We start from the raw sequence: 15,037 nt of genomic DNA on the forward strand, positions 1-15,037 counted from the left end.
GCCTTCCATGTAGGACAGCAGGCCGTGATGCGCGCGAGACGTTGACGCGCCGGGCGTTTCTACGCAAATTCATGTGGCGCTTCCCTCCTCCCCACGATCCAAAACAGACAAGACCCCCATGGCGACACTATCCATCAACGGTACGCAGCAAACCGTGCAAGCTGCGGACGACACCCCACTGCTGTGGGTGCTGCGCGACGAACTGGGCATGACCGGCACCAAATTTGGCTGCGGCATGGCGATGTGCGGTGCCTGCACCGTGCATGTCGACGGCCAGCCGACCCGCTCGTGCGTCACCCCCATCTCTGCGCTGCAAGGCGTGCAGGTGGCAACGATCGAGCACCAGGAGGCCGATGCCATCGGCCGCGCGGTACAGGCCGCCTGGGTGGAACTGAGCGTGGCCCAGTGCGGTTATTGCCAGGCCGGGCAGATCATGTCGGCCATCGGCCTGCTCAAGAGCAACAAGAGCCCGTCGGACCAGGAGATCCGTGATGCGATGAGCGGCAACCTCTGCCGCTGCGGCGCTTATCTGCGCATCCATGCCGCCATCCAGCTGGCGGCCAAGAATCTGGCCAAGGCAGGGACGGGAGCTCCATCATGAATGCACGCGACAAGAACCTCAGCGGCCTCTCGCGCCGCCAGTTGCTGCAGGCCGGCGTTGCCGGGCTGACCCTGGCAGTCACCGCGCAAGGCAAGGTGTGGGCCGCCACACCGGCAGAAGCCAAGAAATACGGAGCCGATTCCATGCCTGGCGGCACGGTGGATGATCCGTTGGTCTTCGTCTCCATCGCGGACAGCGGAGTGGTCACCATCATCGCCCACCGCGTGGAAATGGGCACCGGCGTGCGCACCAGCCTTCCGATGGTCGTGGCCGACGAGATGGAAGCCAAGTGGGACATGGTGCAGGTGCAGCAGGCCGAAGCCAACGAAGCCCGCTATGGAAACCAGAACGTGGACGGCTCGCGCAGCATGCGCCACTTTTTCATGCCCATGCGCCGCGTGGGCGCCGCCGCACGCCAGATGCTGGAAGCGGCCGCTGCCGCCCAGTGGGGCGTGCCGGTGGCACAGGTGAAGGCCGTGCAGCACGAGGTGGTGCACAGCGCCAGCGGCAGGCGCCTGGGATACGGAGCGCTCGCACAGGCGGCAGCCAAGCTGGCAGTGCCATCCGAGAGCCAGCGCCGCCTCAAGAAGGAATCGGAGTTCCGCTACATCGGCAAGAGCCAGGTGCGCATGGTGGATCTGGAAGCCATCGGCAAGGGCCAGGCCAAATACGGCATGGACCAGCACATGCCGGGCATGGTGTACGCCGTGGTTGCGCGCCCTGGGGTGCTGGGCGTCAAGCTGCGCAGCTTCAATGGCGACAAGGCCATGCAGGTGCCGGGTGTTCTCAAGCTGGTCGAGATACCCATGTACCAGGGCGCCCCTGCGTTCAGCCCCCTGGGCGGGGTTGCCGTGGTGGCCTGCAATACCTGGGCGGCCATGCAGGGCCGCAAGGCGCTGGAGCTGACCTGGGAAGACAGCCCGCACACTCAGTATGACTCGACCAGCTACCGCCAGACCCTGGAGAAGGCGGCCCGCTCGCCCGGTAAATCGGTGCGCAACGAAGGCGATGTGGCCGCCGTGTGGGGCAAGGCCAAACCGGCGCAGCGCATCACCGCCGAGTACTACATCCCCACGCTGGCGCATGCGTCCATGGAACCCCCCGTGGCCACCGCCCTGGTCAAGGATGGTCAGTGCGAGATCTGGACATCCAGCCAGGACCCGCAGACCGCGCTGAACTACGTGGCCAAGGCCCTGGGCCTGCCGCCCGAGAAAGTGAAGGTCCAATGCGGGCTGCTGGGTGGCGGGTTTGGCCGCAAATCCAAGTGCGACTATGTGGTGGAAGCCGCGCTGGTGGCCAAGGCCATGCCCGGCACGCCGGTCAAGCTGGTATGGACGCGCGAGGACGACATCCAGCACGACTACTACCACGCCGTAGCGGTGGAGCACCTGGAAGCGGCCATCGGCAAGAAAGGCCTGCCGGACAGCTGGCTGCACCGCACGGTCTCGCCCACCATCAGCTCCCTGTTCGACCCCAATGCGCAAGGCGAAAGCCCGATGGAGTTGGGCATGGGCGCCATCAACATGCCCTACCGGATACCGAACGTGCGCATTGAAACGGGCAATGTGCCCGCCCACTCACGCATCGGCTGGTTCCGCTCGGTCTACAACATTCCGCATGCGTTCGCCACCCAGTGCTTCATTGCCGAGCTGGCCCACCATGCAGGCAAGGACCACAAGCAGTACGCGCTGGACCTGATCGGCCCGGCCAGAAAGCTCAATCCGGAAAAGGCCTTGGCCGACGCCTGGAACTACAGCGAAGACCCCGAACGCTACCCCTACGACACCGGGCGCCTGCGCGATGTGATCGAAGCGGCCACACGCGGCGCTGGCTGGGGGCGCAAGCGGCCCAAGGGACGCGGCCTGGGGCTGGCGTTTTCCTACAGCTTTGTGACCTATGCGGCCACCGTGGTCGAGGTCGAGGTGGATGACAAAGGCCAGGTCAAGGTGCTGGCCGTGGACATGGCGCTCGACTGCGGCCCGCAGGTCAACCCCGAACGCATCCGCTCACAGATGGAAGGCTCGGCCGTCATGGGCATCGGCATTGCGTTGATGAGCGAGATCAGCTTTGACAAGGGCCAATGCAGGCAAAGCAACTTCCACGACTACGAAGTGCTGCGCCACAACGCATCGCCGCCGGTCATCCGCACCCACCTGGTCAACAACCACCTGCTCACGCCCCCCGGCGGGGTGGGCGAGCCGCCGTTGCCCCCTGTGGCGCCTGCCGTGTGCAACGCCATCTTTGCGGCAACCGGCGTGCGCGTGCGGGATCTGCCGGTACGGCAAGTCAAGCGCAGCTGAGCGCCGAGCGCCGCGTTTACAGCGTTACAGCGCGGCGAGGTAGGCCAGCGCCGCCAGGGGAGCCGTCTCGGCGCGCAGCACCCGCGCGCCCAGGGTGACCGGGGCAAAGCCGTGGGTACGGGCCAACGCTTCTTCGGCGGGGCTCAGGCCCCCCTCGGGGCCGGAGAGGAACACCACTGGCTGCGTTGCCGCGCGTGCCTGCAAGGCCACGGGCAGCGGCTGTGTGCCCTCGGCCAGCGACAGCACCAGACGCTGGGCACCCGCCAGCGCATCTGCCCGGCTCCACTGCGCCAGATCGACCGGCGCATGGATGACCGGCACCTGGTTGCGACCGCACTGTTCGCAGGCGCTGGCCGCAATGGCCTGCCAGCGCTCCTGGCGCTTCGTCGCCCGGTCGCCCTTGAGGCGCGTCACGGAGCGCTCTGCCTCCAGCGGCGTGATGCTGGCTACGCCCAGTTCGGTGGCCTTTTCCACCAGCCACTCCATGCGCTCGCCTGCCGTGATACCAGCCAGCAGATGCACCGCCACAGCTGCCTCGCGCTCGACGGCGGCATGGCTGTCGATGCGTACGGTGACATGGTTGCGGCCCATCTGCATGATCGTGGCCGCATATTCACCCGCAGGCACCCCCGCCGTACCATTGAACAGGGTAATGCCGTCGCCCGGCTGCATGCGAAACACCTGCACATGGCGCGCAGCCTCGGCGGGGAGATCCAGCTCGGCGCCAGTGCGCAGTTCCACAGGGCAATAAAAACGGGGCATGTTTCAGGCCAGAAATACTATAATTTTAATAGCTGCTGGCGCTTGATGGTCGGGCGCCAGAGTTCGATTTCTCATTAATTGCTGCCGCGCATCAGCCGCGACCGATCACCCAACCGCCCTGCTCCTCGATGCCTTCGATCTCCTGCACCAGGCGCAGCAGGGGTTTGAGTTCGCGGTAACGCGCAGCCGTGGCGCAGATGTACTGGATGAAGCGCGGCGTGTCAGCCAGGTACCGGGGCTTGCCATCGCGCAAGGTCAGGCGGGCGAAGATGCCTGCCACTTTCAGGTGGCGCTGAATGCCCATCCACTCCACCGCACGGTAGAAATCGCCAAAATCCTCGCCAAATCCGCTGGCGCTCTGGGCGCCCAGCAGGCCGGCCTTGCGGGCCTTTTCCCAGTAGCGGATGGTGATGTCGATGACGAAATCCTCGTCCCAGCTGATGAAGGCATCGCGCAGCAGGCTGGCAATGTCATAGGTGATGGGGCCATGAAGTGCGTCCTGGAAATCCAGCACGCCCAGGGCGCCGACCGGCTGGGCTGACGCGGCCGCATCCCACGGCACCATCAGGTTGCGCATCATGAAGTCGCGGTGCACGAACACGCGCGGCACCGACAGGTTCTGTGCCACGATGGCGTCAAACGCGCCCTGCAGCACGGCCTGCTGCTTGTCGTTCAGCACCACGCCCCGGTGCTTGGCGATGTACCAGTCGGGAAACAGTTGCAGCTCGCGGCGCAGCACGGCTTCGTCGTACGGGGGCAGCACGCCTTCTTGCGATGCCTTCTGCCAGTCCACCAGAATATCGACGGCCTGCATATACCAGGCGTGGGCGGCATTGGGGTCCGCAGGGTTGAGCTTTTCAATCACCGTCTGCGTGCCCAGGTCCGACAGCAGCAGGAAGCCGTTGGCAGCATCCCAATCCAGGATCTGGGGCGCATTCAAGCCCGCCTGCGCCAGCAGGGCCTGCACCTTCACGAAAGGCTCGCTGTTTTCCTTGTCGGGCGGCGCGTCCATGATGATGCGCGTGCCACCTTGACTGTCATCAACTCTCAGGTAGCGGCGAAAGCTGGCGTCGGCAGAAGCCAGGCGCACGCTGGCTGGCAAGAGGCCATGCTTGTCCGCCACGGCCTGCAGCCAACCCGCAAACAGGGCTTCGCGGACAGGATCGGCCCAGGCGACAGCCGTAACGACCGGTAAAGATTGCGCGGCAGTGTCAGATGGAGCAGGCGCTGCAGAATTTGCAGCAATAAGGTCAGACATGGGGGAAATAGAATGGCTCATGGATAATGCAGATTCTACAAAGCCCCGCCGCCCCGACGGGGCGCAGACCCGCCTGCATGCGCTGCATGATGTACAGGCCAGTGGCAATTTCCCATGGATATTCACGTTTTGACCGATGTGGCACCCCGCTCATCCCGCCCTGCACGCCGCGCAGCCGGCGGTGCGCAGCGCATGGCAGCGGCATCCACACGCTTTTCCACCACGGCCATCGCCAGCCTGTGCATGGCCATGCTGTGGACGGCCCCGGCCATAGGCCAGACCGCGCCCGCAGCAGCCACTGACGATGCGGGCCTGGTGTTGCGCAGCAGCCCCCGCCTGCAAGAAGCCCTGAGCTCCAACCAGCGCGGTCAGATGCCGGTGTTCATAGAGGGCGACGATCTGACCGGGCAGACCGCCGATATGACCACCGTCACCGGAAATGCCATGCTGCGCCGCGCTGACACCATGATCCGCGCCGACCGCCTGCGCTACTACGAACCCACCGACACGGCCTATGCCGACGGCAACGTACACATCAACCGCGCAGGCAGCGTGTTCGATGGCACCGAGTTGCAACTGCAGCTCGATTCTTTCGAGGGCTACTTCAAGGACGCCAACTACCGCCTGCTCCAGAACAACGCCTATGGCGTGGCCTCGCAGGTGGATTTCATCGACCGCGACCGCTCGGTGGTGCACCAGGGCACCTACACCACCTGCCAGCGCAATGATGAAGCCACCTGGACGCCGGACTGGATGATCCGCGCCGACAAGATCAGCATCGACACCCTCGAAGAAGTGGGCGTGGCCGAAAACGCCGTGCTCGAATTCAAGGGCGTGCCGATCCTGCCCGTGCCGCGCATGAGCTTTCCGCTGTCGGAAAAGCGCAAGTCCGGCCTGCTGCCGCCCACCATGTCCCTGGACAGCGACAGCGGCTTCACCTATTCGCAGCCCTATTACTGGAACATCGCCCCCAACCGCGACGCTACCATCACGCCGACGGTCATGCTCAAGCGCGGCGCGGCGCTTGCCGGTGAGTTCCGCTACCTGGAGCCGACCTACAGAGGCACCTTGGCCGGTCTGTACATGCCCGGCGACAAGCTGCGCGACCGGGACCGCTGGTCGTGGCTGTGGCAGCACACCAGCAGCCTCGATTCGCCCATCGGCGGCCTGGGCCTGAACATCAACCTCAAGCGCGTCAGCGACTCGGACTACTGGCACGATTTCCAGAGCAATGGCTACAAGCTCAACGAGCGCCTGCTCAACAGCGAAGCCTCTGTCAGCTGGTCGCGCGACGACCACAGCCTGCTGCTGCGTGCGCAGAAGTGGCAGACGCTGCAGGATCCGCTCTCGCCGATCGTGCCGCCGTATGACCGCATGCCGCAGTTGCAGTACCGCTACACCCCGCAGAACCTGCCGTTCGGCCTGGAAGCCACCATCGAAGCCGATGCAACCCGTTTCCGCGCCGACGAAAACCTGCTGCGCCAGCCCAATGCCGACCGCGGCTACGTGCAGGCCGAAATCAGCCGCCCCTTCGTGGCGCCCCAGGGCTTCATCACGCCCAAGCTGATGCTCAACTCGCGCCACTACGGTTTCGACAACTCGCTCTACAGCACCGTGAGCAGCAAGAGCCTGACGATTCCCACCGTCAGCCTCGACAGCGGCCTGGTGTTCGAGCGCAATACGCAGCTGTTTGGCCGCAACCTGATCCAGACGCTGGAGCCCCGCGCCTTCTACACCTACACGCCCTACCGCGACCAGAGCATGGTGCCGGTGTACGACACGGCGCCGTACGACTTCAGCTTTGCCACCATCTTCAGCTCCAATTCGTTCAGCGGCTACGACCGCATTGCCGACAACAACATGCTGACCGTGGGTGCCACCACCCGCTTTCTGGACGCCGATACCGGCGCAGAAGCCGCGCGCTTCGGCATTGCCCAACGCCTGCGCTTTTCCGACCAGAAGGTTGTCATGCCCGGCGCCAGCCCTGCAAACGAGCGCTGGTCGGACATCATGCTGGGTGCCGGCATCAACTGGACGCCGAAATGGGGCTTTGACACCACCGTGCAGTTCAACCCGGATGATGGCCGCTCGGTGCGCTCCACGATGTCTGCCCGCTACAAGCCAGGCGATTACAAGACCCTGGCCGTGGCCTACCGCTTCCAGGCACAGACCAGCGAGCAGTGGGACGTTGGCTGGCAGTGGCCGGTCGACCAGATCTTCAGCGACGGCGGCAAAAAGGCCAAGGGCGAAGGCCGCTGGTACACTGTCGGCCGCCTGAACTACAGCATGCGCGACAAGAAGCTGGTGGATTCGGTCATCGGCCTGGAATATGCCGGTTGCTGCTGGAGCAGCCGTGTCGTGCTGCAGCGCCTGCAGAATTCGCTGGTGCAAGCCAACACCAAGCTGCTGTTCCAGATCGAGTTCACCGGCTTGACCCGTCTCACCCTGGGTTCCGACCCGCTGGTCAGCATGCGCGACAACGTGCCCGGCTACCAAATGCTGCCCACCGGCAAGGGAGCAGCCGTTCCCAGCCGCTTCAGCAATTACGATTGATGCATTCGAACATGAAACAACGCATTCTTACCTGGAGCGCAGCCTGCAGCCTGGCGCTGCTGGCCACGGCCACCTCGGCACAGGGGTTCAAGCAGGCCAATGACAAGGGAGCGGGCGGCATGCGCCTCAAGGAAACAGCAGGCGCCAGCGCGCCGGCAAGCTCCCGCAGCACGCAACTGACGCCCCGCTCGGCGGACTTCATCGTCGCCGTCGTCAATTCCGAGCCCATCACCAATGTCGAAGTGCAGCAGCAGTACGACCGCATGGTGGCGCAGGCCGACAGCAGCAACGCGCTCTCTCCTTCCGCCATGCGCCGCCAGGCCCTGGAAATGCTGATCGCGCAGAAGATCCAGCTGCAGATGGCTGCCGAGCGCAACATCTCGGTGGACAGCTTCGCCATCCAGCAGGCCGAGGAAAACGTCGCCCGCCAGAACAGCCTGACCATGCCGCAACTGCAGGAACGCCTGCAGCGCGAAGGCATCGCACCCGCCCAGTTCCGCGCCGATCTGAAGAAGCAGTTGACGATCCAGAAACTGCGCGAAGTGGAAGTTGACGCCAAGGTCAAGGTCAACGACCTGGAAGTGGACCAGTACCTGCGCGAACAGAAGGCCAAGGCCGGTGTGGCCGATTCGGCGGTGCAACTGAACCTGGGCCACATCCTGGTGGCGGTGCCGGAAAACGCCAGCCCCGATGAAGTGCAGAAGCTCCAGGCCAAAGCCCAGGCTGCAGTGGACAAGATTCGCGGCGGCGAAAGCTTTGACAGCGCCGTGCGCGAATTCTCGGACGTACCCGACGGCAAGGGCGGCGGCGCCATGGGCCTGCGCCCTGCCGACCGCTACCCCGAGCTGTTCGTCAACGCCACCAAGTCCACGGCTGTTGGCGGCATTGCCGGGCCGATACGCTCGCCTGCAGGTTTTCACGTGCTCAAGGTGCTGGAGAAGAACACTGGCGAAGTACCCGCCATCGTCACCCAGAGCCATGTCCGCCACATCCTGCTGCGCCCCGGCCCCAAGCTGACCGAAGCGCAGGCGGTGGAGCGCCTCGAAGACTATCGCCGCCGTGTGATGGACCGCCAGGACACGTTTGAAGAGCTGGCGCGCCGCTACTCGGAAGACGGCAGCGCCAAGAGCGGCGGCGACCTGGGCTGGACCAACCCACACCAGTTCGTGCCCGAGTTCGAAGAAGCCATGAATGCCTTGCAGCCCGGCGATATCAGCCAGCCCATCGCTTCACGCTTTGGCATCCACCTGATCCAGCTGGAAGGCCGCCGCGAAGCCAAGCTGAACCAGCGCGAGCAGCGCGACCTGGTACGCAACATCGTGCGCGAGAAAAAGCTGGAGCAATCCTTCAACACCTGGGCGCAGGAAGCGCGTGCCCGCGCCTATGTGGAATACCGCGATCCGCCACAGTAACCAGCCTGGATGACCCTGCCTGCTGCTGTGACAGTGCGGCGGTGTCATCATCGATAAAGGCCGCAGGTCTTCCCTTATTTTTCAGGCGGTGCTTTGGCACCGCTTTGTCATTGCATGAAACACATTCCCCGCAAACGCTTTGGCCAGAACTTCCTGACCGACGGCGGCATCATCGACTCCATCGTCCAGGCCATCCACCCGCAGCCCGGCCAGCCCATGGTCGAGATCGGCCCTGGCCTCATGGCGCTCACCCAGCCCCTCGTCGAACGCCTGGGCAAGCTCACCGTGATCGAGCTGGACCGCGATCTGGCCGTGCGTCTGCGCCTGCGGCCCGAGCTCGATGTCGTCGAATCCGACGTGCTCAAGGTAGACTTTCGCGCCATCGCCCAGCACCTGGGCGTGCCCAAGCTGCGCGTGGTTGGCAACCTGCCCTACAACATCTCCAGCCCCATCCTGTTTCACCTGCTCGAACAGGTGGATGTGGTGCAGGACCAGCACTTCATGCTGCAAAAAGAGGTGATCGACCGCATGGTGGCCCGGCCCGCTACATCCGACTACGGGCGCCTCACCGTGATGCTCCAATGGCGTTACGCCATGGAGAACGTGCTGTTTGTGCCGCCAGAGAGCTTTGACCCGCCCCCCAAGGTGGACAGTGCCGTGGTGCGCATGGTGCCGCGCGAGCAGCCTGCGCAGCTCAACCCCAAGGTGCTCGAAGAGATGGTACAGGTCGCCTTCAGCCAGCGGCGCAAGATTCTGCGCAACACCCTGGGCAAATGGCTGGAGCAAAAAGGCTTTGCTGGCGATTTCGACCTGCAGCGCCGTGCCGAAGAAGTACCCGTGGCCGAGTACGAAGCGCTGGCGGCCCATTTCTCGTGATTGAAAATGGATAGCAAAATGCGCTTGCCAGCTGTACGCTGGCAGCGTATTTCTCCCAAATAAAAACGCCCGGCTTGACCGGGCGTTCTTGCAGGTGAAATCGTACCGTTCTACAGAAACGAGTAAAAGCAGCGAAACGGAATCTTGCGCTCTGCCCAGTACTCGGCCGCGTCCATGAAAACGTCGAGCAGCTGTTCGCGCGCCTCCCGGTCAAACTTCATGGCGGTTGGAATCTGGTCCAGCACCACGACAAAGCCAGGTTGCGGGCCACTTTTGTGCAGCGGATCGGTCAGGCAGTCGTACAGCGCATCAAAGTTCTTGCCATAGTGCGGCGGGAAGTAGAACTGCATGCCGATCAGCTCCAGCACATCGGCCTTTGACAAGGCATGCGCCAGATTGGCATACAAAAAATGCTGGCCCAGTGCCTGGGCCGCATCCCGCAGATCTTCCAGGCGGTAGGCGCGGATGGCCTGCACGATGTTCGGTCGCACAAAGCGCAGCGGCGTATCCTGTACCTGACGAAGTGGAGCGTCCATCTCCGTAGCTCTTTCCATTAGCATCTTGAAAAACCATGCCCCATCAGGGGTTCCATTGGCATTGTTGACCTACCCGATCCCTCAGCGCAAGCCGTTTCTTGCGGAAAAGCGACATAGGACGGTTCTGACTCACTCATTCACAATACGGCGAAAGCTGCTGTAGTGGTCGCTGGTGTAATAGCAGGTGTCCGGCACCGTGGGCACCTGGCCGCCGCAGACAATGCGGCGCGCGCCTCGGTCACGTGAGCCAGGGGTTTTCACGGTGTATTCGCGGTAATAGCCCCGTTTTTGCCGGGGCAAAATACGTTCGCGGTTACCAAATACCACCCCATCCTTGTCGTGCGGAAAAGGGCCGCCGTCCAGAATCAATGCATAGGTCTTGCGGCCCTGAGCGGGCAGATCTGCCAGCACCACGGTATCCAGTCCATCACCGGAAAACATCCCACCGCGCGCCTGCGCCAAGCCCGGCGCCAGCATGACACCGGCGCTCGCCACACACACCATCACAGACCGGCGGGCTATCGAAGCCAGTGCATTCAGCATTCACGACACCTTTCAGAATTACGGGTTATCCCGAAAATTCAGCCAGCCAGTGTGACGGATTACCCCCCAAAATGCAAGAAGCCTGCCCAAAATTTGAGCAGGCATCTCAGACTTTCACCATTCAGCGGACCTGAGGCAGGCCACTGAGTGGTGTCAAATCGTTGCTATCAGCGTGCAAAATTCGCATCTGCCACTGCAATTGCCGTCATATTGACGATGCGGCGTACCGTGGCGCTTGGCGTCATGATGTGCACCGGCTGGGCAGCACCCAGCAGGATGGGGCCAATCGCGATATTGCCGCCAGCGGCCGTCTTGAGCAGGTTGTAACTGATGTTGGCCGCATCAATATTGGGCAGCACCAGCAGATTGGCGCTGCCTGTCAGCGGGCTGTTAGGCATCACGTTGGCGCGTTGCTTGGGGTCCAGCGCCACATCGCCATGCATTTCGCCATCCACTTCCAGCCAAGGCGCCTGTACCCGGAGCAGGTCCAGCACCTGGCGCATCTTGACGGCGCTGGGCTGGTTGGACGAGCCAAAGTTGCTGTGCGACAACAAGGCCGCCTTGGGCTTGATGCCAAAGCGCGTCAACTCCTCGGCCGCCATGATGGTGATTTCGGCCAGTTGCTCGGCAGTCGGGTCGTAGTTGACGTGCGTGTCCACCAGAAACACCTGACGGTCCGGCAGCAGCAGGCCATTCATGCAGGCAAAGGTGTCCACACCCGCGCGGCGGCCGATCACCTGCTCGATGTACTGCAGGTGATGCATGGTCTGGCCCCAGGTGCCGCAGATCAGGCCGTCCACTTCGCCCTTGTGCAGCATCATGCTGCCGATCAGGCTCAGGCGGCGGCGCATCTCGATCTTGGCAATCGGCACGGTCACGCCCTTGCGTTCCGTCATCTGATGGTAAGTTTGCCAAAAATCACGGTAACGGTGGTCTTGTTCCACGTTCACGATGTCGTAGTCCACGCCTTCCCGCAGGCGCAGACCGAATTTCTCGATGCGCTGGGCAATGATGGCGGGGCGACCGATCAGCGTGGGGCGGGCGACGCGCTCGTCCACCACGATCTGCGCTGCACGCAAGATACGCTCTTCCTCGCCTTCCGCGTAGGCAATGCGCTTTCTGGCGGCCTTCTTGGCTGCCATGAAGATGGGTTTCATGGCCGTGCCGGACGCGTAGACAAAGGTCTGCAGATGCTGGCGGTAGGCATCCATGTCCTGGATCGGGCGCTCCGCCACGCCACATGCAGCAGCGGCCTCGGCCACGGCCGGGGCGATCTTCATCATCAGGCGCGGGTCAAACGGCTTGGGGATCAGGTATTCTGGACCGAAGGACAGATCCTGGCCCGCATAGGCATTGGCCACTTCCTCGGTCTGCTCTGCCTGTGCCAGATCGGCAATGGCGTGCACCGTGGCAATTTCCATCTCGGTGGTGATGGTGGTGGCGCCGCAGTCGAGCGCACCACGGAAGATGTAGGGGAAGCACAGGACGTTGTTGACCTGGTTCGGGTAGTCCGAGCGACCGGTGGCCATGATGATGTCGTCGCGCACCGCCTTGGCGTCTTCTGGCGTGATTTCGGGGTTGGGGTTGGCCAGCGCAAAGATGATGGGGCGCGCTGCCATGCGCTGCACCATGTCCGGCTTGAGCACGCCGCCTGCAGACAGGCCCAGGAACACGTCTGCGCCGTCGATCACCTGCGACAGCGTGCGCTTGTCGGTATCTTGCGCAAAAAGCACCTTATCTTCATCCATCAGCTCGGTACGGCCCTTGTAGACCACGCCAGCGATGTCGGTGACCATAACGTTCTCACGCTTGAGACCGATCTCCAGCAGCAGGTTCAGACAAGCCAGCGCTGCAGCACCTGCTCCCGAAGCCACCAGCTTCACCTCGTCAATCTTCTTGCCCGCCACCTTGAGCGCGTTGACCATGGCCGCAGCCACGGTGATGGCTGTGCCATGCTGGTCGTCGTGGAAGACCGGGATGTTCAGGCGCTTGCGCAGTTCGCGCTCCACAAAGAAGCACTCGGGCGCCTTGATGTCTTCCAGGTTGATGGCGCCAAAGGTGGGTTCGAGCGCGGCAATCACATCCACCAGCTTTTGTGGGTCTTTTTCGTTGATTTCAATGTCAAAGACGTCAACACCAGCGAATTTCTTGAACAGAACGCCCTTGCCTTCCATCACCGGCTTGGAAGCCAAGGCGCCGATGTCGCCCAGGCCCAGCACTGCCGTGCCGTTGGAGATGACGGCCACCAGATTGCCTCGGCTGGTGTACTTGAAGGCCGCAGCGGGGTCCTTGACGATTTCCTCACAAGGGGCAGCGACGCCGGGCGAGTAGGCCAGCGCCAGATCGTGCTGGTTGGCCATGGGCTTGGTGGCCGCAATCGCCACCTTGCCGGGGCGGGGAAACTGGTGATACTCCAGTGCGGACTGGCGCAACAGGGCACGTTTATCCACCGCGGTCGGTGTTGAATTCTTATCAGTCATAGCGATCTCCGGCATCACTCAGCATTCAGCAATCACAAACAAGGCAGCTGACGGGGATATGCACTCAAGGCCGGAACAAGATGGAGCGATGCCGGCAGCACCGCCGTTACGAGGCAGGCATTCCCGGCAAACCATCCACCGACGGTTGAAGGCAAATCCGTAAACAGGCCGCAAAGCCTTGCGGTCTGTACACAGCGCCACTGCAGGCCATTGTAGGCGCAGGCCTCATCATGCCGCATTGCGAAAGCCGCCAAGTCCCATGAAAAAGAGTTATGACCTTTTGTGATGGACTCGCTGCACTGCAACAAAACGCAGTGCCTCCAGAGTGCGATTCCATTTCTTAAACCGCCACGAAACACATGCTAGGCCGCACGGCAGGAGCCTGCTGCCGATAGAATGCATATTTGCGCTATTTCTGGCCGCTTGGGCCCACCTGTCATGGATTTGTTGCTACTGGTTCTTCTTATTTTGGTCGTGAGCTTTGTGCTGCGCACCAAGGCCCAAAAGCAGCGTATTGCCGTGCTGGCGCATTTTTTGCGTAATTACGACATTGAAAAGCTGATGGAGCGCCTGGTGGGCAGCTACATGCGCGCGCTCGATGAAAAGGATCCCGCGCGCCAGCAGCAGATCTGGGAGCTGCAGCAGCCGGTGGAAAACAGCCTGGCAAGCCAGTTCGGCAATTTTGCCGACGCGCTGGCCAAGGCGCCCGAGCCTGCCAATGGCGCCACTTTCCGCATCGGCACCCAGGCGCTGGGCTTTCCGTTTGCCCGGCTGATCGAAAAACTGCAGGGCGACCGGGGCAGTTTTGACCTGCGCACGGCCATTCGCATCCATGCGGACGGCATTGCCGCCGTGGTGGCCAATGCCGAGGGGCGCAGCCCCAAGGAGCGCGCCTACACCTTGCTGGCCGAGATGTACCTAATGCAGCACACCTGCCACTGGTACTGCAAATCCAAGGCAGTAGCCTCCGCGCGCATGCAGCTGCGCAACCAGACCACCTACGAGCAGGTGGTGCAGAGCGTATCGCCCGCCACGCGCAATGCCTATCTGGCACTCACGGGCCAGCGTTAAGCATCCATCGAAAGCCCCGTTTCACCCGCAATCCTGCGTGCAATTGCCGCCATCGGCTGACAACGCAATGGCCCCCGCCCCTGCACAATGGCTCTACCAAGCGTTTGCCGCAGGCACGCCTGTTGACTGGAAAAAGGGGGAACACATGCCACTATCTTCGCAAACGGCCCTGGTGGCCCTGCTGCTGTCCAGCGCCGCACTGTTGAGCGCCTGCGACCAGGCGCATTCCGTCCATGCCTCGGCACCGCCGGGCACGGTGGCGGCACAGATACAGCCCGTACCTGACAAGCCCCTTTTCAACGACCCCATCGTCAAGTCGCACGACGTGCTTCCGCACGCCAAGGCCGATACCCAGGAGCCCTTGCCACCTGCGGTTGCACTGGCATCGGCCACGGCCCCCAGCGCGAGCGCAACCCCCACTGATGCACAGGGCGGAGGCGTCAACCCCGCCGCAGGCATGGGCGCTGCCATCACCGACAGCAAGGGCGCACAGCATGACGGGGACGGAAAATAGACCATGCGGCGCAACGCGGCGCGGCTGACCACACCAAAGGAAATAAAAGCTATTATTTTGATAGCTATAGGCGCTTAATGGGTAGGTGCTGAGAGCCAATAACACCATACCTGCATACCAGCACCATGGAT

Annotated in this window: 12 protein-coding genes; 7 read left to right on the plus strand and 5 right to left on the minus strand. The window is 62.9% G+C overall.

Annotation, left to right across the window (positions count from 1 at the left end):
* The first annotated feature begins 118 nt into the window (after window positions 1–118).
* Together LAD35_RS00295 and LAD35_RS00300 are read left to right on the plus strand one after the other, a co-directional pair.
* Window positions 119–601, plus strand: a complete 483-nt coding sequence (locus tag LAD35_RS00295) for a (2Fe-2S)-binding protein (RefSeq protein WP_224150787.1) — start codon at window positions 119–121, stop codon at window positions 599–601.
* Window positions 598–2,901 (plus strand): xanthine dehydrogenase family protein molybdopterin-binding subunit, encoded by a 2,304-nt coding sequence (locus tag LAD35_RS00300; RefSeq protein WP_224150788.1) that lies wholly within the window; start codon window positions 598–600, stop codon window positions 2,899–2,901. The genes LAD35_RS00295 and LAD35_RS00300 overlap by 4 nt, the downstream gene beginning before the upstream one ends.
* Before the next feature lie 24 nt (window positions 2,902–2,925).
* Here LAD35_RS00300 and LAD35_RS00305 read toward each other — a convergent pair whose 3' ends face one another.
* On the minus strand, window positions 2,926–3,663 hold the full coding sequence (locus LAD35_RS00305; protein WP_224150789.1) for a 16S rRNA (uracil(1498)-N(3))-methyltransferase: 738 nt from the start codon (window positions 3,661–3,663) through the stop codon (window positions 2,926–2,928).
* Between the two features lie 91 nt (window positions 3,664–3,754).
* Window positions 3,755–4,921: an aminoglycoside phosphotransferase family protein gene (locus LAD35_RS00310; RefSeq protein ID WP_224150790.1), complete on the minus strand. Its 1,167-nt coding sequence runs from the start codon at window positions 4,919–4,921 to the stop codon at window positions 3,755–3,757.
* Window positions 4,922–5,035: 114 nt separating this feature from the next.
* On the opposite strand from LAD35_RS00310, the gene LAD35_RS00315 reads away from it, so the two are divergent.
* The 3 genes from LAD35_RS00315 (at window position 5,036) to rsmA (ending at window position 9,762) form a co-directional block, all read left to right on the plus strand.
* A complete protein-coding gene (locus LAD35_RS00315) occupies window positions 5,036–7,474 on the plus strand; it encodes an LPS-assembly protein LptD (protein ID WP_224150791.1) in 2,439 nt (812 codons plus the stop codon).
* A gap of 11 nt (window positions 7,475–7,485) precedes the next feature.
* Window positions 7,486–8,886 carry a peptidylprolyl isomerase gene (locus LAD35_RS00320; protein ID WP_224150792.1) on the plus strand — a complete coding sequence of 467 codons (1,401 nt, stop codon included), beginning with the start codon at window positions 7,486–7,488 and terminating at the stop codon, window positions 8,884–8,886.
* Window positions 8,887–9,000: 114 nt separating this feature from the next.
* On the plus strand, window positions 9,001–9,762 hold the full coding sequence (rsmA, locus tag LAD35_RS00325) for a 16S rRNA (adenine(1518)-N(6)/adenine(1519)-N(6))-dimethyltransferase RsmA (RefSeq protein ID WP_224150793.1): 762 nt from the start codon (window positions 9,001–9,003) through the stop codon (window positions 9,760–9,762).
* Between the two features lie 110 nt (window positions 9,763–9,872).
* Here rsmA and LAD35_RS00330 read toward each other — a convergent pair whose 3' ends face one another.
* The 3 genes from LAD35_RS00330 to LAD35_RS00340 form a co-directional block, all read right to left on the minus strand.
* Window positions 9,873–10,298, minus strand: a complete 426-nt coding sequence (locus LAD35_RS00330; RefSeq protein ID WP_184711584.1) for a barstar family protein — start codon at window positions 10,296–10,298, stop codon at window positions 9,873–9,875.
* Window positions 10,299–10,427: 129 nt separating this feature from the next.
* A complete protein-coding gene (locus LAD35_RS00335; protein WP_224150794.1) occupies window positions 10,428–10,841 on the minus strand; it encodes a ribonuclease domain-containing protein in 414 nt (137 codons plus the stop codon).
* 167 nt (window positions 10,842–11,008) lie between these two features.
* Window positions 11,009–13,321, minus strand: a complete 2,313-nt coding sequence (locus tag LAD35_RS00340; protein WP_224150795.1) for an NADP-dependent malic enzyme — start codon at window positions 13,319–13,321, stop codon at window positions 11,009–11,011.
* A 438-nt stretch (window positions 13,322–13,759) separates the two neighbouring features.
* Here LAD35_RS00340 and LAD35_RS00345 point away from each other — a divergent pair, with 438 nt between their 5' ends.
* Together LAD35_RS00345 and LAD35_RS00350 are read left to right on the plus strand one after the other, a co-directional pair.
* Window positions 13,760–14,392: a hypothetical protein gene (locus LAD35_RS00345; RefSeq protein WP_224150796.1), complete on the plus strand. Its 633-nt coding sequence runs from the start codon at window positions 13,760–13,762 to the stop codon at window positions 14,390–14,392.
* A 67-nt stretch (window positions 14,393–14,459) separates the two neighbouring features.
* A complete protein-coding gene (locus LAD35_RS00350) occupies window positions 14,460–14,906 on the plus strand; it encodes a hypothetical protein (RefSeq protein ID WP_224150797.1) in 447 nt (148 codons plus the stop codon).
* Window positions 14,907–15,037 lie beyond the last annotated feature (131 nt).

The sequence above is a fragment of the Comamonas odontotermitis genome (assembly GCF_020080045.1).
GTDB classification, from domain to species: domain Bacteria; phylum Pseudomonadota; class Gammaproteobacteria; order Burkholderiales; family Burkholderiaceae_C; genus Comamonas; species Comamonas odontotermitis.